Source organism: Sorangium sp. So ce145 (genome assembly GCF_051525985.1).
Classification (GTDB): domain Bacteria; phylum Myxococcota_A; class Polyangia; order Polyangiales; family Polyangiaceae; genus Sorangium; species Sorangium cellulosum_B.
In genome coordinates, this window is the sequence record NZ_CP150315.1 from 3,903,167 (window position 1) to 3,930,003 (window position 26,837).

Consider the following 26,837-nt stretch of genomic DNA (forward strand, 5'->3'; position numbering starts at 1 on the left):
GCGCCGGAGCACGCCCGGGGCGCTCAGGGGTTTTCAACAGGCTCAGCGGCGGGCGGCGGCGATCGGAGGCGACCGGGCGTCACGACGGGGGCGTGAGCCGTCTCGGTAGACCGAGCGGGGAAGGGCGGACGGAAGGAGAGACGGGGAGGGGGTGGCTGGGCGCTCTGTCGCGAGGCGCCCTGTCGGTCGGGTCGGTTGCGTCCGTAGGCGTCGGTTGCGGAGAGAGCTAGCGGCGCGCCACGTCCTTGTCGCGGCGGACGCTTGTGTCGTCGGCCGGCGGCAGATCGGCCACGCTCGCTGGCAGCACGGCGGGCGCCGCTGTCACGCTGCGCTGCTCGTCGCCTCGCGCGGCGGGAGCGGCGCCTGCGGACGCGGCGGCGGACGCGCTCGCCGCGGCGCCCGGCGGAACGTCGGTGGCGGCGGCGGTGGTCGCCCCGGCGCCGGGGGGCACCTCGGACTGTGCGCGATTCCGCACGGCGGTCACCGCCTTGTCGGCCGCCTTGACGAGCTGTGTCGTCACGACCGAGGGCGGGAAAGGGAGCTTCGGGGCGACGAAGAGCTCGAGCTTCAGGATCGTGTGGTGCTCGTCGACGGCGCGGAGCCGCCAGCGGGCGCGGAAGTCGGCGACGTTGCCGCGCTTGTGGCGGCCGGAGATCACCTCATCGGCGCCGTCCTTCGTGGGCGGCGACATGTCGGCGACCGTCCAGATGTGCGCGGCGCCGTTCAGGATCGGCACCTGGAGATAGACCTCGCTCGTGCCCTTGCGCTTCGTGAGCACGCGGCTCTGGTCGAAGGGGCCGATGAACGTCTTGTAGTTGCCGTACGAGGTGACGATCTTCCGGACCGTCGGCAGGGGCGCTTTCACGAGGATCGCCGCGCCCCCGGTGTCGATCGCGGCGACGGGCCCGGTGGTCTTCAGCGTGTACCGGAGCGCCTTCCCGAGCGACGCGAGCTTCTCCGACTCGGCGTCGGCGGCGCGGGCCGCGCGCGGCGAGAGGGAGAGGGCGAGGACGGCGAGCGAGAAGGCGATCAAGGACAGGGACCACAGTTTCTTCATGGACTCTCCTGTTCGAGCGACGTCCGTCAGCGCGGGCTCCCCCCCACGTCGCGGACATGCGCCTCGGGCGGCGAGACCGCAGCCCCTCGCTAGATGTAACCCCGTCAGCACGCGGCCGCACGCCTGCGCACTACAGAAAACATGCTTTCTTCGGACGAGGTCGGAATTCAGCGGTCGGCGTCGGCGCGCTTCGCGTTCACGCCGCGCTGCGCGCTGCCGCCGCTGTCGTCGGTCATCGGCGTCGTGGGCGTCGTGGGCGCGGCGTTCGCGGCCTGTCCGGCAGCGTCGGCGTCGGGCTCGGACGACGCCGCGGGCGGCCGCAGCGGCCGCTCGCCTGGCTCCTCGTCGAGCGGGGCCATCTTGCAGGAGCCGTCGAACTGCACGCCGCGGTCGATGAAGATGGCGGGCGCGTGCAGGGCGCCGGTCACCTTGGATGGAGCGTAGAGCTCGATGGCATCGCGGGCGCGGATGCTCGCCTGGACCTCGCCGCCCGTGACGATGCACGTCACGACGTGGATCTCCCCGATCACGAGCGCCCCTTCGCCGATCACGAGCACGTCCTCGCCGCGGATCTCGCCGCGGAAGCTGCCGTCGATGCGCACGCGGCCCTCGAAGAAGAGCTTGCCTTCGAAGTGCGTACCGCGGCCCAGGAGGGCGTTGATCTCGGTGGGCCGGTGGCCCCCGCCGTCGTCGCCGCGGGGGCTTCCTGGGGATCGCGGCGAGAGGGGCGAATCCCTGTCGCCCGGGAAGGACATCGGCTCCATCGCCTGCTGGCTTACTTCAGGCATCGTCACATTCGCAACGGGGGTGCGCGTCAGTCGCGTAACGGGCGCGCGGCGGTGGCCGTGTATGTTGAATGATTTCAGATGCTTGGGCTCGATTTGCGGCGGGGTACGTTTTCTGCAGAGGGGGCGGACCGAGCAGGTGTTCCGGCGTGCTGATCGCCGGGGGCGCGTGGAGCGTGAGGGTCCGAGGCGACCAGGAGAGGGAGTGGAGATGACGTTCCGATCGTTGCTTGTGGCTGCCGGTGTCCTGGGCAGCATCTCGGTAGCGTCCGCGCAGACGCCGCCCGCGCCGCCGACAGCTCCGCCGGTCGACCCCACGCCGCTCCAGCCGACCGAGCAACCGGCCGCCCCGGCGCCGGCGGCGCCCGGTGCTCCTGCTGCAGCGCCCGGCGCTCCCGCGGCTCCCGGCGCTCCTGCCGCTGCGCCGGGCGTGGCTGCGGCGCCCGCTGCTGCTCCGCCCGCGGAGCCAGCGCCGCCCGCGCAGCCGGCGCCTCCCGGAGAGCCGCCGCCCGCCCCGGTGTCACCGCGGCCCGACGCAGCGGTCTCCCCGACGGTGCAGTGGACTCAGGCCACTGCGGCCGACACCGTCCAGGAGGAAGACGAAGAGACGACCCTGCGCTGGCGAGGGACGACGTTCACCTGGAACCAGGGCGGTAGCACGACCCTGTTCGGTGTCGGCGGGGAGTATATCCCCGCCATCCAGGTCTACGGCTGGGACTTCACGTTCCGGCCCAACTTCTATGTGCTCGACCTGCCCAAGGACAAGGTGTCGGTGTCCGCCGAGATCGGCTGGGTTACCGAGCTCACGAACAGCGACACCACGACGGATTACCGTGAGCCGCAGTTCAAGGACACCGGGCTCAGCGCCCGGTACAGCCGCGAGCTCTGGCAGAGCGGCGGCGCGAACGAAGGCGAGTACAAGACGGACGGGGCCATGCGGCTGCGGGTGCTCCTGCCGACCTCGCCGAACAGCTCGAACTCCGGCAAGTACTTCCTCCTGTCGGTTGGCCCGCAGATCACCCAGAAGATCAAGCTGCTCGGTTCGAAGGCCGACGGGCTGAACAACGTGACGGCGACGCTCGGCGTGACCTACGCCCATCTGTTCGCGGACTCGTACACGCCGGTGAAAACTGGCCTCCGGCGGCCCCGGACGGCCGCGAGCGGTGACCCGATGTTCGACGACCAGCTGAGCGGGTCGTCTCAGACCATGGATAGCCTGAGCACGGGCCTCGAGGTCGATCTGCCGCTCTACAAGGATCTCTCCCTGGCGACGAGCTTCAGGTTCATCAGCCAGTTCAAGCACGAGTTCGAAGGGGGATGCGCCAGGCTCCCGACCGGCTGCGCCCCGTACGAGGGCTCCCAGGGGCCCACCTACGCCGTCCAGACGGCCTTCGATGTCAGCGTGAGCTACCCGGTCTACGAGGTCGTCGGCCTCACGCTCGGGTACAACAACAGCAACATGCAGCTCGGCCTCGACGGCCAGCGCAGGAATTTCTTCCACAGTCCTGACGCTCAGTTCTACCTCGACATCACCGCCAACCTCGACGTCATCTACTCGAAGGTGACCGGCCGCGGGGAGAAGCCCGAGAAGGCGGGCGCCGCCAGCGCTCCGCGCCGGCAGGCGCTCTGACGCGCGCGAGCCGTCGCGGCCCGTCGGCGGCTCGTCAGCGTCCAGTTACGCGCGCCCGCGGCTCTCGCCGGTGGTCAGCCCGCCGGCGATGAGGTGCGCGGCGCGCAGGGGCTCGGGGAGGTGGCCGTTCACCGAGAGCCGCGCGATGAGCGCGCCCGCGTCGTCCAGCGAGATGCCGGCGCGCTGCACGTACACGTCCGCGACCGGCTCCATCGGGCCGGCGCGCTGGATGAGCGCCCACTTGCGGCGCCCTCCGCGGACGCGCGAGAGCAGCGCGTCGCGGATCGCGTCGAGGTCCGGGAGGCGCCGCGCCACCACCACGACCGGCAGGGCGAGGGCTTCGTGGAGCGCCGCGAGATCGACGACGTTGAAGCCCGCCACCGCGATGCCCTGGAGCATGACCACCTGCGCCTGGGCGTAGAAGCGCGAGCCGCGGATCATCGCGGCGATCGCGGGCGTGGCGTTCCGCCCGTCGCGCCTCGCGCGGGTGGAGAGGACGCCCTCGAGGCGCAGCCCCGAAAAGACGGTCCCGACGACCAGCACGTCGCCGCGGTGGTCGCGGGCGAACGGCGCGTCGTCGACGCCGATGACGTGCGAGAAGCGTGGAGCGCGGGCCGGCACACGCGGAGCTTACCGTGCTGCCGTCTTTGCCGGGCCAGGCGGTCGTGCTGTACTGCTAGGATGCGACCTTCCAGGCACCTCTCGCTGAGCCTCTCGCTGGCCCTCGGCCTCGCCTCGTCGCTGGCCTTCGCGCAGGGCGCCACCGCCCAGCCGGCCCCGAAGGCCCCCGCGGCGCCGGAGAAGGCCGCGGCCCCGCAGAAGCCGGCGGTCAACAAGCCGCGCGGCGGCAGCGCGCCGCAGCGCCCCGGGCGCGCGCGCAAGCCCAAGAAGGACGCGCAGGCGAGCCTCGCCGGGCGGCCGGTCGCCACCTTCCCCGGCTTCCGCATGCTCCCGACCGGCGGCTCGCGCGTGTTCGTGCAGATCCACGGCGGCAAGGTCGACGTCGCCGAGTCGAAGGCCGCCGGACGCCTCGTCTACCGGCTGAAGGGCGCGGGGGCGATCCAGACGAACCGCTTCCCGCTCGTGACGTCGTTCTTCGCGACCCCCGTGACCCAGGTGCAGCTCGTCGGCCAGGGCAACGATCTCGACATGGTGATCGACCTCCGCACCCAGGCCGACGCGACCTACCGCGTGCTCGAGACCGATCAAGGGATGGTGCTCCAGGTCGACTTCCCCCCGTCCGTCCCCGAGCAGCGCTCCGCGGCGCCCGCCGAGGGAGCGCGCAAGCGCTCGGAGCGCCGCACGATCTCGCAGGACCCCGGGAGCGACGAGGAGAGCTCGGATCTCTAGAGCGGCGGTCACCCGCTTCGGATACGGGCCCACCTCGACGTTTTCGGTGCTCAGCGCACCGGAGTGCGCTTGCGCGCCGAAAACGCCGATCTGGGCCCGTCTCCTGTGCGGGTGACCGCCGCTCTGCTCTGCATGCAGCACAGGTGGGCGGAAACCGCTGTAGAACTCCGGTCGGCTGCGGCCGAGCTCACCGCCAGACGGCAACTAGATGGCGACGGCCTCCCGCCGGGCCTTCTCCCCGGGCGGGCCCGCGTCCGCGGGCGAGGCCTGCTCGCTCATCGCCGCCGCGGCGAACGTGACGAGGACCATCCACAGGAGATCGGCGAGCAGGAGGTGGACGAGCTGCATCCATACCGGCGCGAGCAAGAAGAGGTTGAGGAGCCCCGCGCCGAGCTGCAGCAGCACGAGCGCTCCGGTCGCCGCCGAGAGCCGCGCGACCTCGGGCGAGGGGCGCCGGGCAGCGACGGCGCCGCGGGCGAAGAGCAGGTAGACGCCGACGGCCGCCGCCACGGTCGGGTGCAGCACGCGCAGCTGCAGCAGGAAGTGCGCCGCGGGCGAGAAATCCTGCGCCAGGCCCTCGCGGAGCGAGGCCGCGGCGAAGAGCGTGTCCCCGAGCGCGGCGATGGCCCCGGTCACGCCCACCGCCAGGACCCCCGCGAGCCCGGCGCCGAGCAGCGCGCCCGTCACCCCCTGGCCGCGCAGGCGCACGCGCCGGCCCCCGCGCGCCCAGTAGAGGGTGCAGGTCATGGCGCCCACCAGCAGGAACGTGTTGATGAGGTGCACGGCCATCCAGATCGCGCGGGCCGCCGACGCGTCGTGGGCGACGTACTCGAGCAGGACGATCCCGGCGCCGACCGCCGCCTCGGTGATCATGAACAGCATCGACGCGGCCGCGCCGCCGCGCACGGGGTGGCCCGACGGATACGCGACGAAGGCCCAGACGAGCTGCAGCGCGACGAGCAGGAACGCGACGCCCGAGGTGGCGCGGTGCGTGAACTCGATGAGGGTCGCCGCGCTCGGAGAGCGTGGGATGACGTCGCCGTTGCACGTCGGCCAGTGGCTGCCGCAGCCGGCCCCCGAGCCGGTCGCGCGCACGAACGCGCCCCACAGGATCACGCCGAGCGTGAAGGCCAGCGCGAGCGCCGCGAGCTTCCAGAACCGCGCCTGAGTCATGCCGGGTCCTTACCGCGAAACCAGCGCGACGGCAGCCCGCGCGAGATCGGCGATGCGGGGGCGACTCGCCCGGGCAACTCCCGCGATCGTCAGCGTAATTGCGCATAATTGCGCGTAATTGCGCGCGACCGCGCGCGAGCGCGCGCGACCTCCGGCGAGGCGGCGTCCGCCGCAGCGCGATCTCGTTGCGCCCGGCCCCGGCTGAAGGGAGGATGTGCCGGTGCCGAACAGCGACGAACTCCGAAGCGCTCCGCTCTCCGCGCCGATCGAGCTCCCGAGCGGTCGACCGGCCAGGATCGTCGTCGCGGACGACGACCGCCTCGCGCGCCAGATGCTGGTGAGCATCCTCCAGAAGGCGGGCTTCCAGGTCGAGGCGGTCGACGACGGTCAGGAGGCGATCGAGCTGATCGGGCGGGGAGGGGTCGATCTCGTGCTCCTCGACATCGTGATGCCCCGGCTCACCGGCCTCGAGGCGTGCAGGCTGCTCAAGAGCATGACCTCCGAGTCGTTCCTCCCCGTCGTGCTGGTCACCGTGAAGAGCGACACGGCGAACCGGGTCGAGGGGCTCAAGATCGGCGCCGACGACTACGTCTGCAAGCCGTTCGAGGAGGAGGAGCTCCTCGCGCGGGTCGGCGCGATGCTCCGGATCAAGCGGCTGCACGACCAGGTCGCGGCGCAGCGCGCCTACCTGGAGCAGCTCTCCATCCACGACGAGATGACGGGGCTCTACAACTACCGGTACCTCTTCACGCGGCTCAACGAGGAGTTCAAGCGCGCGGAGCGCTACCACGAGCCGTTCGCCTGCGTGCTCGTCGACATCGATCGGCTGAAGGTGATGAACGAGACCGGGGGGCGCACGCTCGGCGACGCCGTGATCCGGCGCGTGGCCGATGGGATCCGCCGCTCCGTCCGGGAGGTGGACGTGGTCGCGCGCTACGGCGGCGAGGAGTTCCTCATCGTCCTGCCGAGCACCCACTTCGCCGGGTCGCTGACGGTGGCCGAGCGGATCTGGCGCGAGGCCGCCGGCAACCCGGTCGAGTTCGGCGGAGAGGCGAGGCCGTGCAGCGTCTCGATCGGCGTCGCGCTCTACCCCTCGCGCGACGTCCGCTCCAAGGACGGGCTGATCCGCGCCGCCGAGAGCGCGCTCAACCAGGCGAAGCGCGAGGGCGGCAACCGGATCTGCGTCTTCCAGCAGCACGGCCAGATCTACACGCCGGCGGCGGGCGGCGAGCCGCAGTCCTCGCCGCCGCCGGGGAAGCTCCGCCGCTCCAGCGATCCCGCCTTCGCCGCGACGCACGCGGCGCATACGGCGCATACGGCGCATACGGCGCCTTCGGCTACGGACGAGCCGAGGGAGCCGCAGACGCGCCGGGGCACCGACCTCCCGCCCTTCGCCTCACGCAAGCCGCTGTAGCCCCGCCCCGCCGCGCCGCCTCGTGAACGCCGCAGATCGCGCCCGTATCCTCCTCGTCGACGACGAGCCGGCCCTGCGCCGCGGCCTGGCGCGCGCGCTCGTGCGCGACTTCGACGTCCTCACCGCCGAGGACGGCCCCGCGGCGCTCGGGCTGCTCGCGACGACCCGCGTCGAGGCGGTGCTGCTCGACCTCGCCATGCCGCGCATGAGCGGCGCCGAGGTGCTCGATCGGATCAGGGCGACGTACCCCGACGTCGAGGTCGTGGTGATGGCCGGCCACGCCGACCTCGACGCCGCGATCGCGGCCGTGCGCGCCGGCGCGTACGGGTTCGTGACGAAGCCCGTCGACGCGGAGGCCGCGGTCTCGATCGCGATCGAGCGCGCGATCGAGCGCCGGCGGCTCGAGGGCCGCGCGCGGGCCCTCGAGGAGCGGGTCGACGAGCACGAGCAGCTCGGCGAGGTGATCACGAGCTCAGCCGCGATGCAGGACGCCTACAGGAAGGCGCTCGGCGTGGCGGCCGTCGCCGCGCCCCTCCTGTTGATCGGCGAGCGCGGGACGGGCAAGGAGCTCGTCGCGCGCGCCGTCCACCGGCGCGGCCCGCGCGCCGCGCGGCCGTTCGTCGCCGTCGACTGCGGCGCGCTGCCGGGGTCGCGGGCCGAGGACGAGCTCTTCGGCGAAGGCGGCGACGCCCCGCCGGACGGGCGCGCCCGCGGGGGCCTGATCGAGGCGGCGGACAAGGGCACGCTCTTCCTCGACGAGGTCTCGGCGCTGCCGCCCGCGGCCCAGGCCAGGCTGCTCCGGGTCCTCACGCACGGCGAGATCGCGAGGGCGGGGGGCGAGCCGCGCCGCGTCGACGTGCGCGTGATCGCGTCGACGTGCGAAGGCCTCCGCGAGCTCGCCTCCGCCGGCCAGCTCCGGGAGGATCTCGCGTACCGGCTCGGCGTCATCGTCGTCGAGCTGCCGCCGCTCCGGCGGCGCAAGGAGGACGTCGCGCTGCTCGCGAGCCACTTCCTGAACCGGTGCGCGCGCAGGCACGGGCGCGACGTCAAGCGGATCGGCCCCGAGGCGGCGCGCCTGCTCCGCGAGCACGCGTGGCCGGGCAACGCGCGCGAGCTCGAGAGCGCCATCGAGCACGCCGTGATCTCCGCGCGCGGCGAGGCGATCTTGCCCGCGGATCTGCCGCCCTCGGTGTCGGGGCGCCCCGGGCCGCCGCTTCGCCCTCCGCGGGACGCGCTCGTCTTGCCGGCCGAGCTCTGCGATCTCCCCTACGCGGAGGCCAAGGAGCGCGCCGTCGACGCGTTCGATCAGATCTACGTCGGGCGCCTGCTGGAGCGCACGGGCAACAACCTCAGCGAGGCGGCGCGGCAGGCGGGGATGGATCGCTCGAACTTCCGGAGGCTGAAGAAAAAGGTCGCGTCGCGCGGAGACGAGCCGGCGCAGGGGGAGAGCGACGGGGCGGGGCCGAGCAAGGGCGGCGCGGGCTGACGCGCGGACACGTCGCGCGCGCACGTCGCAGAAGCTTGCGGCCGGCTCGTGCTACGTTGCGCCGAAAATGGCCCGACGCGCTGCACGAGCTGCCCTTGCTGCCGCCGCCGTTTCCCTCGCGGTCCGGCTCGCGCCGCTCCCCGCTGCCGCCGCCGACACCGGCGGGGCGCCCGGGCGGCGGGCGGCGGTGGTCCACGATCTCCCCGGCGTGCTCGCGCTCGCCGACCGCAATCACCCGAACGTCGCCGCCGCGCGCGCGAAGCTCGATCAGGTCCGCGCGCAGCTCGACGAGGCCCGGTACGCCCCGTTCTCGCAGTTCAAGCTGACGGGCGGCGTCGCGCTCGCGCCGACCGTCCGCGGGAACAACGTCTTCAGCCCGAACACCGACGTCTCGCTCACCTCGAGCCTCGGGGTCGGCTGGCGCGTGAACATCGACGGCGTCATCCCGCTCTGGACGTTCGGGAAGATCACGAACCTCTGGGACGCCGCCGAGGCGAACGTCCGGGTCAACCAGGCGAGCGTCGAGAAGGAGCGGGACGCGGTGCGGCTCGACGTCCGCAAGGCCTATTTCGGCCTCCAGCTCGCGCGCGACTCGCGGAGCCTGCTCGTCGACGTGAGGGCCGAGATGGACAAGGCCCTCCGGCGCCTCGAGGAGCAGGTCGAGCGCGAGGAGGGCGATCCCATCGAGCTGCTCAAGCTGCAGACCTTCGGGGCCGAGCTCGAGGCGCGCGGGGCCGAGGTCGACAAATACATCTCGGTCGCGCTGGCGGGGCTGCGCTTCTACACGGGCGTCGCGGATCTCGACATCCCCGACGTCCCGATCCGGCCGCCGAACCACCGGCTCGGCCACGTCACCCGTTACCTGACCGCCGCGCGCCTGTACCGGCCGGAGCTCGCGCAGGCGCGCGCCGGCTTCGACGCGAGGTCCGCGCAGGTGCGGCTCGCGCGCGCGCAGCTGTTCCCCGACATCGGCATCGCCCTGCAGGTCGGGGTGAGCGCCGCCCCGGAGGTCGCGGATCAGCTGAACCCGTTCACCAGCGACCCCGGCAACTTCTTCCATTACAGCGCGGCGCTCGCGGTGCAGTGGAAGCTCGACCTCTTGCCGCAATCGGCGCGCATCCGCGCCGCCGAGGCGCAGCTCGAGGAGATGGCCGCGACGCAGCGCTTCGCCATGGGCGGGGTCGCGACCGAGGTCGAGACCGCCTATGCCGAGGTCGTGGAGGCCCAGAAGCGGCTCGACGCCTACACCAAGGCGGCCAAGTACGGGAAGCGCTGGCTCGTGATGGTGCAGCAAGGAATCGACGTCGGGACGATGGCGGACAAGGATCTCATCGATCCAGCCAAGGCATATGCCACGAACCGATTCAACCAGCTGAACGCGACGATGGATCTCGACATGGCGATGTCGCGGCTCGCGAAGGCGACCGGCTGGGACGCCATCGCGCCGGACGGCACCTGAGCGAGGGGGCGGGCGCGCTGAGGCGCGCGCTGCGTCGCTCGGGCGCCGCTCGGGCGCCGCTCGGGCGCCGCTCGGGCGCCGCTCGGGCGCCGCTCGGCTCGGCGTCACCCCGGCTTGAACGCGACCGTCCTTGGCAGTACGGTGCGCGACAGCATGGGAGCCAACGTCAACGTCGAGCGGGCGCCGCACAAGGTGGCTTTGGCAGCGAACGGTGATGCGGCGCGGCGCGCGACGAGCGGGGCATCCGCGGGCGCCAGCATCGCGTTTTACGTCCTGCTCGCGGCGTCGGCCCTCGCCGTCATCGGCACTCTCCACTTCGTGGCGTACGTCGTGCCGACCGAGGCCTCGATGGGGATCGTGCAGAAGATCTTCTACTTCCACGCCCCCGCCGGGTACGCGATGTACATCGGCGCGACCGTCTGCTTCATCGGCTCCGCCGGCTACCTCGCGCGCGGCACCCAGCGCTGGGACTCGCTGGCGAAGGCCGGCGCCGAGGTCGCCGTCGCGATGGGGCTGATCGTCCTCGTCACCGGTCCGCTGTGGGCCGCCAAGGCGTGGGGCGTGTACTGGACGTGGGATCCGCGCCTCACGACCTCGCTGCTCAGCGTGCTTATCTACATCGCTTACGTCGTGCTCCGCGCCTTCACCGGCGACAGCGACGCCGAGCGCAAGTTCGCGGCGGCCCTCGGCGTCCTCGGCGCGGCCAACCTGCCGATCATCCATTATTCGGTGAAGATGTGGGGCGGTAACCACCCCACGGTCATCACGGGCAAAGGCGGCGGCCTCGGGCACCCTGACATGAAGATGGCGCTCGGCTTCGGCTTCCTCTCGTTCACCCTGCTCACCCTCGCGCTCGTGTGGGCGCGTTACCGCGTCGATCTCGCGTCCGCACGGCTCGCGGAGCTCGAGCAAGAGGCCCTCGAAGCCGGCATCGGAGAGGACTGACAACGTGAAATCCAATCATTCCTTGTTCTCCCATGCGGCGTTGCAGCAGCCGACGAGCACCACGACGGACGACCGAGCGCAGGCGTTCCGCCCCGTCCAGGGGGGGAACGACATGCAGAGCGGAGAGAAGCTGCTGGTCGAGGCGTACGCCGCGATCTGGCTCATCCTCTTCGCGCTGGTCTTCGTCTCCTGGCGCCGGCAGAAGCAGATCGACCGGCGCATCGACGCGCTCGAGGCCGCCGTGCAGAAGGCGCGGGCTGGAGCGGGCCAGGGGGCGAGCTGATGCCGAACCTGGGGGAGATGACCCCGCAGCACGCGCTCTACATCCCCGTGGTGCTGATGCTTGGGCTGATCGTCGGCTACATTCTGGGCAGCCGCGCCGTGCGCGCCGAGCTCGAGCGACGCAGGCGCAGAATGAAGGAGTGACGGGGGCGCAGGCCCTCGTCCCGCGTAGCTGGCGGGCCCGGTGAGCGCCGTCCCCGCCCCACTAGCCGGAGGTCACAAGGTGGTCGATTTCTCTGTGAGCGAAGAGCACAAGGCTCTCATCGATACGGCGCGTCGCTTCACGAAGGAGCGCATCCTCCCGATCGCGGCCGAGTGCGATCAGAAATCGTACTTCCCGATGGATGTCTTCGTGGAGGGCTGGAACATCGGCCTCGTCAACCCGACCTGCCCGGCCGAGTACGGCGGCCCCGGGATGGGCGAGCTCGAGAACGCCCTCCTCGCCGAGGAGCTCTCGTACGGGTGCACCGGGATCCAGACGAGCTTCCTCGCGAACGGCCTCGCGCTCACCCCCATCAAGCTCGCCGGCAACGAGGATCAGAAGAAGAAGTACCTCGGCATGCTCACCGCCGAGCCGATCATGGCGAGCTACTGCACGAGCGAGCCGGACGCGGGCAGCGACGTCGCGGGCCTCAAGACGCGCTTCACGAAGCACGGGGACGACTACGTGCTGAACGGGCAGAAGTGCTGGATCACGAACGCGAGCTACGCGCGCTACTACGTGATCTTTGCGACGTCGAACCCGGAGCTGCGGCACAAGGGGATCGCGGCGTTCATCGTCGACCGCGACACGCCCGGCCTCCGCGTCGGCAAGAAGGAGGACAAGCTCGGCCAGCGGGCGAGCGACACCGCCCAGGTGTTCCTCGACGACGTGAAGGTGCCGAAGGCGAACCTGCTCGCGCCCGAGGGGCAGGGCTTCAAGCTCGCCATGGAGACCTTCAACCAGACCCGCCCCGACATCGGCGCGGCCGCGACGGGCCTGATGCGGCGCTGCGTCGACGAGTGCGTGGCCTACGCCAAGGAGCGCAAGACCTTCGGCCAGCCGATCGGCAACCACCAGCTCATCCAGTGGATGCTCGCGGAGATGGCGATCCGCGTCGAGGGGACGCGCCTGCTCTACCAGAAGGCCGCGTGGAACCTCGATCACGGGGTGCGCGACCCGATCGTCTCGAGCTTCGCGAAGGCCTACGGCGCTGACAGCGCCATGCAGACCGCCGTGGACGCCGTGCAGGTGTTCGGCGGCAACGGCTACGTGAAGGAGTACCCCGTCGAGAAGATGATGCGCGACGCGAAGGTCCTCCAGATCTACGAAGGCACGAGCCAGATCCAGCGCCTCGTCATCGCGCGCCAGCTCCTGGCGTAGCGCGCAGCGAGGGCGACCCGCGTCAGGTCTGCGGGTGCCAGATCAGCGTGAGCTCGGGGCCGAGCGTGAGCGCGAGGCCCTCGGCGGGCACCATCACGCGGCGGACCTTCTGGCCTGCGAACCTCGTCCCGTTCGTCGAGCAGAGATCGAGGGCCATGATCTCCGCGCCGTCCCGCAGGAGCAGCAGGTGGGTCCGCGAGATGTGCGTGCTCAGGACGGCGCGCAGGCCGCGGTCCAGGCAGTTGTCGGCGCGCCCGAGCAGCACGCCGTCGTCGAGCGCTTGCTGGGGCAGCTCGACCGCGGCGCTGCGCTCGCTCGATTGCAGCGTGAGCCGCACGTACCCGCTCTTCGCGCGCGGCGCCACCATCTCCTCGATGTGCGAGACGGGGCGCACCGACGTGATGTGCGAGATCTCTCCGCGCGCGAAGCGGTGGCTGGTCGTGATGCCCTCGGTCGCCGCGGGCGGCGCGGCGCCCTCGCTGACGGCCTTGCCCGCGACGCTCTCGAGGCCGCGCGGCGGCTCGCTCATCCCGCACGAGCTCACCTCGAGCACCCTCGACGAGGCGCGCGGCCCGACCGGGAGCCCGCCGACCACGTGCTTGCCGATGCGCACGAGCAGCGGGCCGCTGACGACGATCGACCGCCGCGGCACGTCGTCGTCCACGAAGAAGGGGATCGAGGTCTGCAGATCCATGAGCCGCAGCCCGAAGCCGCCGTCGGGGAGGTTGCAGCAGGTGGCGACCAGGTGGCGCACGCAGACATCGTCGCCCGACGCGAACTTCATGTCGCAGCGCGGGTGCGAGCCGAAGACGGCATATGCGCCGCTGTTCGCGGGCAGGTCCAGCCACGCGACGTCGCCGCCTGACACCCGGAACAGCCGGTACCCCTCGGTCATCGGCGACTCGGGAGGGTTCAGCGCCATCACCGCCTCGGCGGTGGACAGCGCGCGCCGCATCGTGGCGACGTCGATCCGCGGTTCTATCATCATCGCGCGCTCCACGAGCGGCGCGAGATCGCGCGCCCCGCGGTCCGCGTGGGACCGCCGAGCTCGAGCGTGAACGGCCGAGTCGCTGCGCAGGCCTCCGGCAGAGCCGCGGCAGGTGCGAGCGTGGTGGATGTCAGACAGCGGCGAGGCCTCATGCGGTCGAGCCGAATCCTACCGGAATTTTTCGTCTGGGGCTCTTTCGCTGCGCGCCCCGAATCTGCTGTGGCCGGCGGGGCTCGGATCGAGACGACGGCTGTCCGGTTCAGCTCACGCCGACGCTGACCTCCGCAACGAGCTCGCCGCCCCAGCGCCAGAAGGCGACCGAGCGGCTGAACAGGACGATGACCTCCAGCCCGAGCCCTCCGCCGAATTCGAGCCGAAAGCGCCCGACGTCCACCTCGATGAGTTGCATGCTCCCCGAAGACGCGAGAGTCGGGCCAACCGTGGATCCGTGCGCGTTGCACGCTGGTGTGTCCGCCGGAGGCACGGCCTCGCCTCGGCCGGTGCGCAGGGCGCGCCGGCCCGCGTCAGCGGGGCCAGGGCGAGGCCCAGCTGAGCGCCGCCACGCCAGGGGGGCAGGGGGCGGCAACGTGGCGCGCGCTCGCGGCGGGGACAGGGGCGAGCGCGCGCCACGTTGCCGACCGCCGGCGGGCGCAGGCGAGCGGGCGTGGAGCCGCCGCGCGGTCGCCGACGGACGCGCGATTTTGACGCCGCCCGCACGGTGTCTATCCTGGTCGCGGTGTCCCGGATCCTCCCACGCTTCGACTATCGCATCGAGTTCGCCGCATCGACCGATGTAGGCCTCGTCCGCCCGAGCAATGAGGACCGGATCCTCTGTTGCCCCGAGCTCGCCCTCTTCGGCATCGCCGACGGGATGGGAGGCCACGCCGCGGGCGAGGTCGCGGCTCAGATCGCCGTCGACACGGTGCGCGGCGAGGTGCTCCGCCCGCCCGCCGCCGCCATCCTCGACGCGTACGTGGCCGACCCGAACATCGAGGCGCGGCGCGAGGTGTTCGCGCTGCTCCGGCGCGTGGGCGAGGCCGCGCACGCGGCCATCCTGGAGGCGCGCCGCACGGAGCCGAGCTACCAGGGGATGGGCACGACGCTCGATTTCGTCGTGCTCGCGCACAGCCGGGCGTTCTTCGCCCACGCGGGCGACAGCCGCGCGTACCTGGTTCGCCCGACGACCACCGTCCAGCTCACCCAGGACCATGCTCTCTACGATACGCTCCGCGCGGCCGGCAACCCGACCCCGGCCAGGAAGCCGCAACGGAACCCGCTCGTGAACGCGATCGGGCTCGCGGGCACCGTCGCGGTCGACACCGTGTTCGTCGATCTCTCGCGCGGCGACCGCATCGTCCTCTGCACCGACGGGGTGCACAACGCGATCGAGAGCGAGGCGTCGCTCTCCCGCTTCTGCTCGAAGGGCGAGCCCGAGCAGGTCGCCGCCGGCCTCCTCGGCCACGCGCGCGAGCGGGGGGGCCACGACAACGCGAGCGTGATCGTCATCGACATCAAGGAGCGCTTCGTCAAGCGCGCGGACGACGCCGGCCCGTCCTCGCGCGATCTGTCGGTGCTCTCCGCGTGCCCGCTCCTCGCCGGCATGAGCCCCGCGGCGGTGCTCGGGGCGCTCGCGGCCGGCGTGGAGGTGGAGCTCGGCGCGGGGGATCGGATCCCGCGCGACGTCGCCAGCGATCTCGTCGCTTACCTGGTGCTCGACGGGGCCGTGAATCTGCCGGACGGGCGGCGCGTCGGGTCCTCCGGCCTGCTCTTCCCGGAGTCGCTCGTGGGGGCGCGGCGCAAGGGCGATCTGCCCGTCGCCGCGGCGCGGACGCGGCTCATCCGGATCCGCAAGGACGATTTCGCCGAGGTCTGCGAGCACGACGCGGAGCTCGCGGCCGCCCTGTACCAGCGGCTCGCGCGGTACCTCGCGCTCGGGACCGGATGAGCGCGGCCGCGACGCAGCTCTCCCTGCTCCACCTGGACGATCGCGTCGCGGCCTTCGCGAAGCCGTCCGGGCTGCTCGTGCACCGCGGCTGGGGCGACGCGCCGGTCGTGTTCGTCGACCTCGCCGAGCGCGCGCTGGGCCGGAAGGTCTACCCGGTCCACCGCCTCGACCGGGCGACGAGCGGCGTGCTGCTCGTCGCGCTCGACCCCGCCGCCGCGGCGCTGCTCTGCGCGCAGTTCGAGCAGGGCCTCGCGCGGAAGCGCTACCTGGCGCTCGTGCGCGGCGTGCCCCCCGAGCACGGGTGCGTCGATCACCCGATCCCGCGGCGCGAGGGGGGCCCGCGCGTGCCGGCCGTCACCGACTTCGAGCGCCTCCACGCGCTCGAGCGCTACGCCGTCGTCGAGGCGCGCCCGCGCACGGGCCGCCTGCACCAGGTGCGGAGGCACCTCAAGCACATCAGCCACCCGATCATCGGCGACGTGAACTACGGCAAGGGCGAGCACAACCGCCTGTTCCGCGAGCGGTATGCGCTGCACCGCCTCGCGCTCCACGCGGCCGAGCTCGCCGTCGCCCACCCCGGGACGGGCGCGCCGCTGCGCGTCGCCGCGCCGCTGCCCGACGACCTGCGAGGCCCGTTCGATCAGCTGGGCGTGCCGGCGTGGATCGGCGCTGTCGGCGACGCGGCCGCTAACCCGCCGCTGGAGAGCGGCGCTGCGGGGTGACGCCGTGGCCGGCGCGGATCCCCTCGAGGGAGAGCGCCGGGCCTCGCTGGACGAAGCCGCCGTCGAACGGGTTCTCGGCGAGGAACAGGGGCGTGTCGAGATCGACGAACGAGAACCCGCCGAGGCCGGCGGCGAAGCACGCCGACGCCGTCATCGCGAGGACCGACTCGACCATCCCGCCGATCATGAGCCCGAGCCCCGCGGCGCGGGCGACCGCCGCGATGTCGAGCGCCTCGGCGATGCCGCCCTTCATCAGCTTGATGTTCACCACGGTCGCCGCGCGCTCCGCCGCGACGCGGAGGACGTCCTCCGCGGAGGCGGCGCTCTCGTCGGCGGCCACGTCGACGCCGGCGCGCCGCGTGACCTCCTTCATGCCGTCCCAGTCGTCCCGCGGCACCGGCTGCTCCAGCAGCGCGACGTCCGCGCCGAGCCGGCGCGCGTGCGCGACGAGCGCGAGCGCCTCGCCCGCCGTCAGCCCGCCGTTGCCGTCGAGGATCAGCGACGCCCCGGGCGCGGCCGCGTGAATCGCCTCGATGCGCGCCGGGTCCGACGCGGCGAGGCGGCCGCCGACCTTCACCTTGAGCGCGCGGAAGCCCATGGCCGAGGCGCGCCGCGCGGCCTCCTCCGCGCGCTCCGGCGAGCCGGTGGTGATGGTGATGTCGGTCGTGAGCGCCGTCCCGGAGCCGCCGAAGAAGGCCCAGAGCGGCATGCCCGCGCGCTTCGTGAGCGCGTCGAGGATCGCGGTCTCGATCGCGCAGCGCGCCGCGCCCGCGCCGCCCCCGGACGCCTCGCGGAGCGCGCGCGCGACGGCGCGCCACGCGCGCGCGTCCGAGCCCACCACCGCCTCGCGCAGGGAGACGGCGGCGGCGCGCGACCCGTCCTGCGTCTCGCCGTTGAACGCGGGCAGCGGCGCCGCCTCGCCGAAGCCGAGCGTCCCGTCGGCGAGCTCCACGGTGACGAGGAGGTTCGCCGCGCGCTCCTGCGCGCCGCCTGCGATGCCGAACGGCTCGTGCAGCGGGATGTCGAGCGCCTCGATCGAGACGCGCCGGATCAGGGCGGGGGTCGTCAAGACGAGCGTCTCCTCCTCGGCAGCCTCAAGGGGATCGGCGGCCGCCGTCTGCAGGCGGCGGAGCCGCCGCCGGGCCGAGCAGCGCCTCGATCTCCCGGGAGATCTTGTCCTCCTCGCCGTCCTCGTAGCCCGCGTGGATATGGCGCACGACGCCGCCCCGATCGACGACGAACGCGGTCGGCATCCTCCGCGGCCTGTACGCCTTCTCCGCGCGCTGGTCCTTGTCCCAGAGGATCTTGAACCTGACCCCCGCCTCGTCCGCGAACCCCGCGAGCTGCTCCGTCGAGACGTCCTCGGGTGCGTCGAGGGAGACCGCGATCACGGCGAGATTGCCGCCGAAGCGGTCGACGAGCTCCTGGTACTTGGGGAACGATCTTCTGCAGGGGCGGCAGTAGGTCGCCCAGAAATCGACGATCACCACCTTGCCGCGCGCGTCCTTGAGCGTGGAGGGCCCCTCGCCGCTCACGACCTCGGCCGCGAGCTCGGGCGCCGCCGAGCCGATGAGGCCGCCGCCCGTCTCGGGCGCCGGCGGAGCGACGGGCGCGGCGCCGCCGCAGCCGCCTGCGAGCGAGAGGGCGAGCGATGCGCAGAGGGCCGCGAGGACACGGGCGAACGACGGCGATGGACTGGGCCTCATGACGAGATCTCCCTCCCCGATCAGGGCTCGCGATCGACGATGGAAGCGAGCATCTCTCCCTCGGCGCAGAGCGTCCCGTCGACGCTCGCCTCGCCCCGCAGCTTCCAGACGTTCGAGCGGTGGTGCAGCACCTCGGCGTAGAGATCGAGCCGGTCGCCGGGCGTCACGGTGTGGCGGAACTTCGCCTTGTCGATGCCGAGGAAGAACATGAGGTTCGACGTGGCGTCGAACGGATCCGACGCATAGGCGAGGATGCCGCCGAGCTGCGTGAGCGACTCCAGGATCAGCACCCCGGGCATGATCGGCCGCTGCGGGAAGTGCCCCTGAAACCAGGGCTCGTTGTAGGCGACGCACTTGTAGCCGCGGATGCACTTGTTGGCGGTGATCTCCGTCACCCGGTCGACCATCACGAGGGGGTAACGGTGCGGCAGGATCGACAGGATCTGGTGGATGTCGAGCGTGACGGGCGCTTGGGTTCGCTCAGGCAAGGCCGGCTCCTTTCCGCGGTGTGGAGCGCGCGGGCGGCGCGCTACTTCGCGTCGTCCTTCTTCTCTGCCTTGTCGCCGCCCGCGTCGTCCTCGCCGCCGCCTGTGTTGTAGAGCTGGATGACCTGCTCCGTCAGATCGAGATCGGCGCGGACGTACGGGGCCGCTTGCTTGTCGAAGATGATCTCGTAGCCCGACTTCTTCGCGATCCTGCCGACGATGAGCATCATCTTCTTGAGGATGGGCCCGGTGAGCTCGCCCTGCTTCTTCTGGAGCTCCTTGTTGTAGTCGACGAACACGGTCTGGAGCTCGACCATCTGGCGCTGCCAGTCCTCCATCCGCTTCTGGAGCGACTCGCGCGAGAGGACGCGCGACTGCTTCTCGATGTCCTCGCGCGCCCGCTGGAGCTCGGTCTGCTTCGCGTCGAGCTCCTGCTGCCGCCGATCGAAGAGCTTCTTCAGCGTGGCCTGCGCTCGGATGCCGTCCTCCGTCTGCATGACGGCGTGCTGCACGTCGACGACGGCGATCCGGGTCTCGGCGGCGGCGGCGCTCGGCACGGCGAGGGCGAGCGAGACGGCGGCGGCGCGGGCGATCCGAGCGAAGAGCGGCGCGGGCCGATGGACGGGAGAGCGGGAGACCATTGGAGGCGATTACCCGCCGCGTGACGGACGGTCAAGGTGTGCGGGAGGTCAGAGGCACTTGCCCGAGATGCAGCTCTCGCCGTCGGGGCAAGGCTCGTCGAGCGAGCACTCCGGCGCGACCTCCTCCCGCGTCTTGCAGAACCCGTCCTCGCAGCCGACGAAGCGGCTGTCGATGAGCTGGCAGGCCCGGGTGTTCTCGCACGGGTAGTGGCAGTAGCCGTCCTCCATGCACTCCTGGCCCTGCGCCGCGCAGGCCTTGGCGCCGCAGCCGGGCTGAGGCGAGGGGTCGTCCATGCACGCGCCGGTGGCCGCGTTGCACACCTCGCCGGGCGCGCAGTCCGCGTGCGTCGCGCAGCCGGTGGTGCAGGCGCCGTCGACGCAGACCGCGCCGCCGTCGCACGGGGCCGCGTCGCCGCACTCGGGGTTCGCGGGGTCGGGGACGCAGACCCCGCGGTCGCAGCGCGTGCCGGGCTCCGCGCAGGGCGCGGCGTTGGAGCAGCCGGCGGCGCACTCGCCGTTCACGCACACCCTGCCGTCGCCGCACTCGTAGCTGAACTCGCACGCCGCGATGCAGAGCCCGTCGACGCACCGCGTGCCGTCCTCGCACGCGCCGTCGCCGTCGCAGGGACACGTGGTGAGCTCCGCGTCGCACTCGGCCTCCGCGCCCCCCGCGCCGCCCTGGCCCGCGCCGCCCTGGCCCGCGCCGCCCTGGCCCGCGCCGCCCTGACCCGGGTCTGCCGGACCCGCGCTGCCCGAACCCCCACTGCTGGCGGTGTCGATGTCCGGCTCCACCGGACGACACCCGTAACCGTCGCAGAGGAAACAGTTCTCGCCATCGGCGTCGCACTGGAGCGACGCATCGCCACAGCCGCCGCAGCCCGTCGCGGTCGCGCCGATCATCAGGAACAGCGCGCCACGACCCAGGATCTTCGCAAGGGGGGAATGAAGAAGCATCGAAGTCCTCCAGCGGCGGCCGGCACCGGCGCGGCCTTCCCGCACGACTACCATGACGCGCGCTAACACGCAGCGTGCCACGGGGCGGCAGGAGAGGAGCGCCGGGAAGCCCGACGAGGCCCTCATTCCGTGAGCCCGTTTGTGAACCTGCGTTCACCTGCGCTCGTCGCGCGAGGTTCACTGATCCGTGGGGGCGCGCGGTGTGAGGCGGGGGACGGCCGGCGCTCGGAGCCCCGGCGCTTCCGGTCGGGGCGAAGGCGCGGCGGCGCTCCCTGCGAGCAGCCCGGCCGGTCACCCCGTGACGATCAGGAGCGGTACCCCGCGTTCACGTCGACGTAGCCGTGTCCGAGGTCGCTCGTGAGGTACGCGAAGTCGCCGGGGCCGCTGCCGAGCACGAGCTCGATGACATAGGTGTCGCGCGCGAGCACCTCGTTCGCCTTGAGCTCGGCTTCCGCCCCGACCGGCGCGCCGTCCCGCACGATCGGGATCCCGCCGACGAGGATCTGGGCCTCGCGCGGGTCGAAGGGGACGCCTGCGCGGCCCGCGGCGGCGAGCAGCCGCCCCCAGTTCGCGTCCTTGCCGAACAGCGCGGTCTTCACGAGCATCGACGTGGCCACCGTGCGCGCGACGGCGCGCGCACCGTCGCGGGTCGCGAGCCCGCGGACGCGGATCTCGGCGACGTGCGTGCTGCCCTCGCCGTCGGCCACCATCGAGCGCGCGAGCTCGCCGCACACCTCGGTGAGGCCCGCCGAGAGCTCGTCGCGCGAGACGCGGCGCTGCGACGCGCCGGAGGACAGGAGGAGCACCGTATCGTTGGTGCTGGTGTCCCCGTCGACGCTGCACGCGTTGAACGTCACGTCGCACGAGGCCGCCAGCGCGTCGCTCGCCTCGCCGGCGTCGAGCACGGCGTCGGTGAACAGGAAGACGAGCATCGTCGCGTGGGGCGGGCCCACGTCGGGGTGGATCATCCCGGCGCCCTTGCCGATGCCGAGCAGCGTCGCGCCGGCGCCGAGCTTGCGCTGCGCGAGCTTCGGCCAGCGGTCGGTCGTGCAGATCGCCTGGGCGAAATCGAGGTAGCCCGTCGGCGACAGGCGCGCCGACAGCTCGGGGACACGCTCGATGATCCGGTGCGCGGGCAGGACGGCGCCGATCACGCCGGTCGAGGCGGGGAGCACCTCGTCCTCCGAGGCGCCGATGGACTCGGCGACGGCGCGCGTCGTGTCGAGCGTCGCCTTCCAGCCTGCCTCGCCCGTGCACGCGTTCGCGCACCCGCTGTTGGCGACGACGGCGCGAGCGCGCCCCGATCGGACGCGCTGCATCGCGATGTCCACGGGCGCCGCGCGCACCACGTTCCGCGTGAACATGCCGGCCACGACCGCCGGCTGATCGGCCACCGCGAGCGCGACGTCGATGCGCCCGTCTTTCCGGATCCCGGCGCTGACGGCGCCGAAGCGAAACCCTGCAACTGGCTCGAAGCTCATGAGGGCGCGGAGTCTACGCACGAACGCGCGCCGGGAGAAAGCGACAAGCGGAAGGCGCGCGCGCGGGGACGCGCGGGGAGATGAGACGCCCGGAGGCGGCCGGGCTGAGCGCGGCATTTGCAATGCTCTGCCCCGATGATCGCGGTCCGGATTGTCGACATCAAGGGCCTGTATCTGCCGGGCTTTCCCGACAGCACGGCGCCGCCGGGGACGACGCGGGCGGCTGGATATAAGCCCGGTTACAAGAGCCTCGATGATCGGGGACGCGTCTACATCAACCGAGATCTCGACGGGCAGTGGGCAAAGAATACGCAGCTCGTCGAGATCACCGTCGAGGTGACGAGCTCCGGGGGCGAGCTGCCAGAACGAGCCCGGATTCGCTGGACCGCGCGCGATCCAGACGATCCATCGAATGAGCGGCCGGAGGTGCACCCGGACTGGGCCCCCACCCTCGACGAGAACGATTACGACGCCGCGGGGGACTATGTGGCCCCCGTCGAAGACGACAACGAGGGATCGCAGGACAGGGCGCCTGGCTGGGAAGCGGTGGAGGGCTATGCGCTGTCCGACGCGACGGAGACCAGCGCGAGCACGGCGATCGTGGGGGGGCGGAGCACGATCCGGCGCCACATGACCGATATCGCCGGAGACAACGTGATCGTGCGCGCCGAGCTCGACGCCGACGGCATCGCCGAGGCGGCCGGCGACGAGACCGGGATCATGACGCTCTGGCGCCGGATCGACGTCGAGTACATCCGGATGGAGAGCGCGCCCCCGCTGCCCGTGGAGCAGGCGCCGGAGCACTTCGAGCTGGTCTTCACCCAACTCGACTTCACCGAGGCGCGCGTGATCCAGGACCTGCAGCACATGGCGCTCGACGCGGGCACGCTCGGCGAGATGGCCTCGCGCTTCGTGAGCGAGCAATTCGAGCACGCCGGGGAACCTGGCTGGTTCTGCCTGATCGCCGCGCTCGAGCCGCACCCCGTGCCCGAGATCCCGGGCGAGCCGCTGTTCTCCGGCAGCGTCACGATCCTGGACGGCGGCGAGGGCGAGCGGCGCGGCGAGTACGTGGAGATCCCTGGCGCCTACCCGGACGCGAGCTACGTCACGTTCCGCTGGGAAGGCTGGCGGATGAGCTTCTCGGTCGCGAGCGCGGCCGTCCTCGACGACCCGCCGCGGACCCGCCTCTGGCTCGCGCCGCACGACATCCAGAACCAGTTCACGGCGGGCGACGGGTCCCTGGCGCACGCGTACGAGAGGCGCCTCTTCTTCTTCCCGCGGGCCCGCCGCAGGGACGGGGCATGGGAGCCTCCGGGCTACGGCATCCCCGCGCGCGTCGAAGCCGACGTGAGGGGTCCAGGGGCCTCCTACACCTCCGGCATGAGCCCCACGATCGACATCGGGCCGGCGAGGTACTTCGCCGGCAGGACCATCCTGTTCACCCATCACAGGGCGTGGTGGGACCCCGAGGGGGCGCGGCCCCGGCGCGGCTACGAGCAAGCCACGCTCCACACCATCGTCCACGAGCTCACGCACGCGTTCGGAATGCCGCACAAGTGCGGCTACTTCGATTACCGGACGCCGCGCCAGACGACGTGTTGCATGAACTATCGGTCCCACTGGATGGTGGACGCCGACCAGCAGCTCATCCCTGGAACCGACGGGCTGGTCGGCAACGACCTGTGCGGGCGCCACGTGAAGGAGACCCGGCGCGTGCGCCTCGAGAACAACAGGGGACTTCGATGGAGATGAGGGGCTGTCATGTCCGATGAACACGCGCGGAGCGCCGGGGACCCGGTCGGCCCGCCTGGGCTGGTGCTCCGTTCACTCGATCACGATCGCCGCTATGTGCTCGGCTTTCCCCTGCACGTGGCCATCACGCTGTGCGCCGACCGCCCTCAGGCCTGCATCCTGCGGCTCCCGCGCCCGAGCTGGGCGGGCAACGCCGGCGCGATCGGCCTCCGCCTCGCGCGGGCGGGCACCGGCGAGGAGGTCGTGAGGACCGAGCCCGCGCCGGTCGTGCTCCCCGAGCACGGCACGCCGGTGTTCCGCCTGTGCCCGGGCGAGTGCAGGCGCATGCTCATCGACGTCTCGTCGTACCTCCCGGCGGGGCTCGATCCCGGGCAGTACGCGCTGGCGATCGTCTACGTCGGGCCGCCGGACCGCGCGGAGAGCGCGCCGGCGCCGATCGAGCTCGCGGCGCCGAGCTCCGAGGAGCAGCGCGAGCTCGAGCGCCTCGCGCCCGAGGCCGCCCGCGCGGGCTCCTGGGGCCGCTGGACGAGCCTCCCTCCCGACAACGGCGCGGCGGTCACGAGCCGCGTGGAGCCGGGCGACCCGCTCCGCTTCGACCGCATCCTGCGTTATCTGATGTACGGGCCGCAGCCGCTCGGCGACGTGGATCCGGCCCTCCTCGACGTGCTCCGCGGCGTCTACGAGCCGGAGGCCCACGCGCTCCGCGCCGAGATCTACGCCGCGCGGGGAGACACGGCGCGCTTCGCGGACGCGGCGGCGTTCATCCGGGCCACGTATCCGGGGCTCACCTGGTGGATCGAGCGGATCGAGGCGGGGCAGAGCGAGATCGCCTTCGTCCGGGCATGCCGGGCGAACCCCTGCGGCGGGTGAGCGGCGGCTCCGGTCCGCGCCCGCTCACGCCCTCGCCGCCGCGCCGGCTCCACACGCAGATCACGCGATTGCAACGCGATGGTCACGTTGAGCGGGTTCAATGGTCGCTGAGCGATGCGTGACGCGATGCGGGCCGTGGCGAGGTATTTCTGCAGGAGGACGGGGGCATGAGAGCGCTGCCGCCCGACGCCGTGGCGTCGCTCCCGGGCGCCGAGGCCGCCGCCGTCTCGTGGCGCACGCAGGGCCAGCGCTACATCACGATCATCGTCAAGGCGAGCTTCGCGTTCACGCCCGGCGCGGCCATGTGGCGGACGGAGCCGCAGGAGATCCTCCGCGCCGAGGTCCATCACGGCAAGAACCCCGCGCGGAGCGTGCGGTTCACCGGCGATCTCGCGCCCTACCTGGGCCGCGCGGACGTGCTTTTCACCGGCGACGCGCACGCCCCTGACGGGGCGCATGTCGAGCGCTTGCCGGTGCGGCTCGCCGTCTTCGGCGCGGGCGGCTGCGTGCTCGACAAACGCCTCCTCGTCCGTGACGAAAAGCCGTTCCAGCGGATGCCCCTCGTGTACGAGAAGGCAGCGCGCGGCGCGAACGGGTGGGAGAACCCCTTCGGCATCGACGCGGGCGACGGCGAGGCCAAGGTCCTCGATCCCCAGGACCCAGCGCGGCCCGCGGGGCTCGGCCCGATCGCGCGCGCCTGGCCCGTGCGCAAGCGGCTGCTCGGCAAGACCCGGCGCGAGACGCTCGAGGGCCCGAACGCGGAGATCCCCGCTGGCTTCGACTGGTCGTACTTCCAGGCGGCGCCCCCGGACCAGCGGACCGAGTATCTGCGCGGCGACGAGTGGATCGTGCTCGAGAACCTGCACCCGGCCGCTCGCCGGCTGGAGATGCGCCTGCCCCGAGCGCGCGGCGTTGCGCGGATCCAGGGGCTCGCCGCGCCTCCTGCGATGGGGGGCGACGTCATCGAGCTCAACGCGGACACGCTCCGGATCGACGGCGCCGAGCAGCGCTGCACGGTCGTGTGGCGTCAGATCGTCCCCGTCCCCGACGACCTCGCCCTCGGGGCCGTGCGGATCGCGGCCGGCGTCGCGGTCGGCGGCGAGGAGCTCGCGTGGCCCGACCTGCGCCCCGGGCGGGCCTCGGGCGCCGCCGGAGCGGCTCCGGATGCGCTCCCGATCGGCCCGCGAGGGACCGTGCACATCGAGGACGCGCCCGGCCAGGCGCGCCAGCGGGACGGGGATCCGGGGCGCACGATCCACCTCTCGGACGACGAGATCGAGATCATCGACCTGATCCAGCGCCCGTCGCCGCTGCAGACGGTCGCGCTCTCCGACGAGCAGGGCGAGGCCGCGGTGCGCGCGCCGGCGCTTCCGTTCGCGCCCGCGCCGGGATCGGCGCGGCAGGGCCGGCCCGAGCCAGCGCGACCGCAGATCGATGCCGTCGCGAGCGCGACGCTCGTGCTCTCGAGCGAGGAGGAGGTGCGCGTCGGTGAGCGGCCCGCGATCCCGTTCTTCTTCGACCCGGGGCCGGCGCCGCGCGTCGAGCTCAGGGCGCCGATCCCCGGCGCGCCCTGGTCTGGCGCGCTCGCTTCACCGGCGCCCGGCCCGTCCATGGGGCTCGCGACCCTCGCGCTGGAGGAGGCTCTGCCGCCGCCCGCCGAGGTGTTGCCGCCGCCCGTCGAGTCTTCGTCCTGCGCCGCCCCGGCCTCGGGCGTGCTCGCGCGCGAGCCCGAGCGACCCGCCGCGTCCCGCTTCTTTCACGTCCTCCGGCGCGAGGACGAGCCGCCCTCCGCGTCGCTCCCGCCGCTCGGCGACGGCGACGAGGTGAGCCTCGAGCGGTGCGCGATCGTCACGGCGGAGCTCGCCGAGAAGCCGGTCCCCCGCGCCGACGTGCTCAGGGCGCACGGCCTGTCGGAGGCGCGCTGGGCAGAGGCCGAGCGGCGGTGGAGGGACTCGATGGCGGAAGAGGCCAGGCGCCGCGAGCGGGCGCTCCGCGACAGGTTCGACGCCGCCTATGTCGGCGCGTGGGAAGCCGTCTGTGGCCCGCTGCATGCGGCCGACTATGCCCGGTTGATCGTCGCGACCGAGCGCAGCGGGGGCGCCGCGGCGCTCGGCGACCGCGCGATCCGACGCACCGTGTGGGTGCGCATGAAGCGGCTCTGGGCCAGGCGCCTCGCCGACGATCCGCGCCTCAGGGCCCGCGTCGAGGCCGAGATCGCGAGGCTGCGCGAGGCGCCGCGCCAGCGCGCGCAGGCCGGCGCTCCCGCGGCGTACGCCGTCTGATCCGCGTCGCGCGCCGTGCCCCTTGACCGCGGCGCCCGGGGTTCCGAACATCATCGCTGGTGCAAGC

Annotated in this window: 26 protein-coding genes; 14 read left to right on the plus strand and 12 right to left on the minus strand. The window is 72.5% G+C overall.

Annotated features, from left to right (window positions below):
* Positions 1–226 precede the first annotated feature (226 nt).
* Both WMF34_RS14820 and WMF34_RS14825 read right to left on the minus strand, forming a co-directional pair.
* Positions 227–1,057 carry an SRPBCC family protein gene (locus WMF34_RS14820; protein ID WP_012235473.1) on the minus strand — a complete coding sequence of 277 codons (831 nt, stop codon included), beginning with the start codon at positions 1,055–1,057 and terminating at the stop codon, positions 227–229.
* Between the two features lie 167 nt (positions 1,058–1,224).
* On the minus strand, positions 1,225–1,845 hold the full coding sequence (locus WMF34_RS14825; RefSeq protein WP_231864839.1) for a bactofilin family protein: 621 nt from the start codon (positions 1,843–1,845) through the stop codon (positions 1,225–1,227).
* Between the two features lie 208 nt (positions 1,846–2,053).
* On the opposite strand from WMF34_RS14825, the gene WMF34_RS14830 reads away from it, so the two are divergent.
* On the plus strand, positions 2,054–3,472 hold the full coding sequence (locus WMF34_RS14830) for a hypothetical protein (RefSeq protein ID WP_437993688.1): 1,419 nt from the start codon (positions 2,054–2,056) through the stop codon (positions 3,470–3,472).
* A 45-nt stretch (positions 3,473–3,517) separates the two neighbouring features.
* Here WMF34_RS14830 and WMF34_RS14835 read toward each other — a convergent pair whose 3' ends face one another.
* Positions 3,518–4,093: a DUF99 family protein gene (locus WMF34_RS14835; RefSeq protein WP_044964916.1), complete on the minus strand. Its 576-nt coding sequence runs from the start codon at positions 4,091–4,093 to the stop codon at positions 3,518–3,520.
* A gap of 60 nt (positions 4,094–4,153) precedes the next feature.
* On the opposite strand from WMF34_RS14835, the gene WMF34_RS14840 reads away from it, so the two are divergent.
* Entirely contained in the window at positions 4,154–4,822 is a 669-nt protein-coding gene (locus WMF34_RS14840) for a hypothetical protein (RefSeq protein ID WP_437993689.1), read from the plus strand.
* A gap of 204 nt (positions 4,823–5,026) precedes the next feature.
* Here WMF34_RS14840 and WMF34_RS14845 read toward each other — a convergent pair whose 3' ends face one another.
* On the minus strand, positions 5,027–5,995 hold the full coding sequence (locus WMF34_RS14845; RefSeq protein ID WP_437993690.1) for a COX15/CtaA family protein: 969 nt from the start codon (positions 5,993–5,995) through the stop codon (positions 5,027–5,029).
* 220 nt (positions 5,996–6,215) lie between these two features.
* Here WMF34_RS14845 and WMF34_RS14850 point away from each other — a divergent pair, with 220 nt between their 5' ends.
* The 7 genes from WMF34_RS14850 (at position 6,216) to WMF34_RS14880 (ending at position 12,944) form a co-directional block, all read left to right on the plus strand.
* Positions 6,216–7,409, plus strand: coding sequence for a diguanylate cyclase (locus WMF34_RS14850; protein ID WP_437993691.1), 1,194 nt, complete (start codon positions 6,216–6,218; stop codon positions 7,407–7,409).
* 22 nt (positions 7,410–7,431) lie between these two features.
* Positions 7,432–8,895, plus strand: a complete 1,464-nt coding sequence (locus WMF34_RS14855; RefSeq protein WP_012235479.1) for a sigma-54-dependent transcriptional regulator — start codon at positions 7,432–7,434, stop codon at positions 8,893–8,895.
* 67 nt (positions 8,896–8,962) lie between these two features.
* Positions 8,963–10,354: a TolC family protein gene (locus WMF34_RS14860; protein WP_437993692.1), complete on the plus strand. Its 1,392-nt coding sequence runs from the start codon at positions 8,963–8,965 to the stop codon at positions 10,352–10,354.
* Positions 10,355–10,507: 153 nt separating this feature from the next.
* A complete protein-coding gene (locus WMF34_RS14865) occupies positions 10,508–11,299 on the plus strand; it encodes a cytochrome c biogenesis protein (protein WP_012235481.1) in 792 nt (263 codons plus the stop codon).
* Positions 11,300–11,303: 4 nt separating this feature from the next.
* A complete protein-coding gene (locus tag WMF34_RS14870) occupies positions 11,304–11,582 on the plus strand; it encodes a CcmD family protein (protein WP_012235482.1) in 279 nt (92 codons plus the stop codon).
* Positions 11,582–11,725 (plus strand): hypothetical protein, encoded by a 144-nt coding sequence (locus WMF34_RS14875; protein WP_012235483.1) that lies wholly within the window; start codon positions 11,582–11,584, stop codon positions 11,723–11,725. Before WMF34_RS14870 ends, WMF34_RS14875 begins: the two co-directional genes overlap by 1 nt.
* 94 nt (positions 11,726–11,819) lie before the next feature.
* Complete coding sequence (locus tag WMF34_RS14880) at positions 11,820–12,944, plus strand: acyl-CoA dehydrogenase family protein (RefSeq protein WP_437993693.1); 1,125 nt, start codon at positions 11,820–11,822, stop codon at positions 12,942–12,944.
* A 22-nt stretch (positions 12,945–12,966) separates the two neighbouring features.
* Here WMF34_RS14880 and WMF34_RS14885 read toward each other — a convergent pair whose 3' ends face one another.
* Both WMF34_RS14885 and WMF34_RS14890 read right to left on the minus strand, forming a co-directional pair.
* Positions 12,967–13,932: an FHA domain-containing protein gene (locus WMF34_RS14885; protein ID WP_012235485.1), complete on the minus strand. Its 966-nt coding sequence runs from the start codon at positions 13,930–13,932 to the stop codon at positions 12,967–12,969.
* A gap of 259 nt (positions 13,933–14,191) precedes the next feature.
* On the minus strand, positions 14,192–14,341 hold the full coding sequence (locus WMF34_RS14890; protein ID WP_157906681.1) for a hypothetical protein: 150 nt from the start codon (positions 14,339–14,341) through the stop codon (positions 14,192–14,194).
* Positions 14,342–14,668: 327 nt separating this feature from the next.
* Between WMF34_RS14890 and WMF34_RS14895 the strand changes: the two genes are divergently transcribed.
* Together WMF34_RS14895 and WMF34_RS14900 are read left to right on the plus strand one after the other, a co-directional pair.
* Entirely contained in the window at positions 14,669–15,877 is a 1,209-nt protein-coding gene (locus WMF34_RS14895; protein WP_012235486.1) for a protein phosphatase 2C domain-containing protein, read from the plus strand.
* Positions 15,874–16,599, plus strand: coding sequence for a pseudouridine synthase (locus tag WMF34_RS14900; RefSeq protein ID WP_437993694.1), 726 nt, complete (start codon positions 15,874–15,876; stop codon positions 16,597–16,599). Before WMF34_RS14895 ends, WMF34_RS14900 begins: the two co-directional genes overlap by 4 nt.
* Here WMF34_RS14900 and WMF34_RS14905 read toward each other — a convergent pair.
* From WMF34_RS14905 to argJ, 6 genes are all read right to left on the minus strand, one after another.
* Positions 16,565–17,668, minus strand: a complete 1,104-nt coding sequence (locus WMF34_RS14905; RefSeq protein ID WP_437993695.1) for a dipeptide epimerase — start codon at positions 17,666–17,668, stop codon at positions 16,565–16,567. The genes WMF34_RS14900 and WMF34_RS14905 overlap by 35 nt on opposite strands.
* A gap of 25 nt (positions 17,669–17,693) precedes the next feature.
* Positions 17,694–18,305, minus strand: a complete 612-nt coding sequence (locus WMF34_RS14910; protein ID WP_437993696.1) for a TlpA family protein disulfide reductase — start codon at positions 18,303–18,305, stop codon at positions 17,694–17,696.
* Between the two features lie 20 nt (positions 18,306–18,325).
* Positions 18,326–18,793 carry a 3-hydroxyacyl-ACP dehydratase FabZ gene (fabZ, locus tag WMF34_RS14915; protein WP_012235490.1) on the minus strand — a complete coding sequence of 156 codons (468 nt, stop codon included), beginning with the start codon at positions 18,791–18,793 and terminating at the stop codon, positions 18,326–18,328.
* A 41-nt stretch (positions 18,794–18,834) separates the two neighbouring features.
* On the minus strand, positions 18,835–19,431 hold the full coding sequence (locus WMF34_RS14920; protein WP_012235491.1) for an OmpH family outer membrane protein: 597 nt from the start codon (positions 19,429–19,431) through the stop codon (positions 18,835–18,837).
* A gap of 48 nt (positions 19,432–19,479) precedes the next feature.
* A complete protein-coding gene (locus WMF34_RS14925; protein WP_437993697.1) occupies positions 19,480–20,385 on the minus strand; it encodes a hypothetical protein in 906 nt (301 codons plus the stop codon).
* 305 nt (positions 20,386–20,690) lie between these two features.
* Positions 20,691–21,866: a bifunctional glutamate N-acetyltransferase/amino-acid acetyltransferase ArgJ gene (gene argJ, locus WMF34_RS14930; RefSeq protein ID WP_437993698.1), complete on the minus strand. Its 1,176-nt coding sequence runs from the start codon at positions 21,864–21,866 to the stop codon at positions 20,691–20,693.
* 426 nt (positions 21,867–22,292) lie between these two features.
* Between argJ and WMF34_RS14935 the strand changes: the two genes are divergently transcribed.
* The 3 genes from WMF34_RS14935 (at position 22,293) to WMF34_RS14945 (ending at position 26,770) form a co-directional block, all read left to right on the plus strand.
* On the plus strand, positions 22,293–23,618 hold the full coding sequence (locus WMF34_RS14935; RefSeq protein ID WP_437993699.1) for a hypothetical protein: 1,326 nt from the start codon (positions 22,293–22,295) through the stop codon (positions 23,616–23,618).
* A gap of 9 nt (positions 23,619–23,627) precedes the next feature.
* Entirely contained in the window at positions 23,628–24,488 is an 861-nt protein-coding gene (locus WMF34_RS14940) for a hypothetical protein (protein WP_437993700.1), read from the plus strand.
* A 167-nt stretch (positions 24,489–24,655) separates the two neighbouring features.
* Positions 24,656–26,770, plus strand: coding sequence for a DUF2169 domain-containing protein (locus WMF34_RS14945; protein WP_437993701.1), 2,115 nt, complete (start codon positions 24,656–24,658; stop codon positions 26,768–26,770).
* The last annotated feature ends 67 nt before the right edge of the window (positions 26,771–26,837 follow it).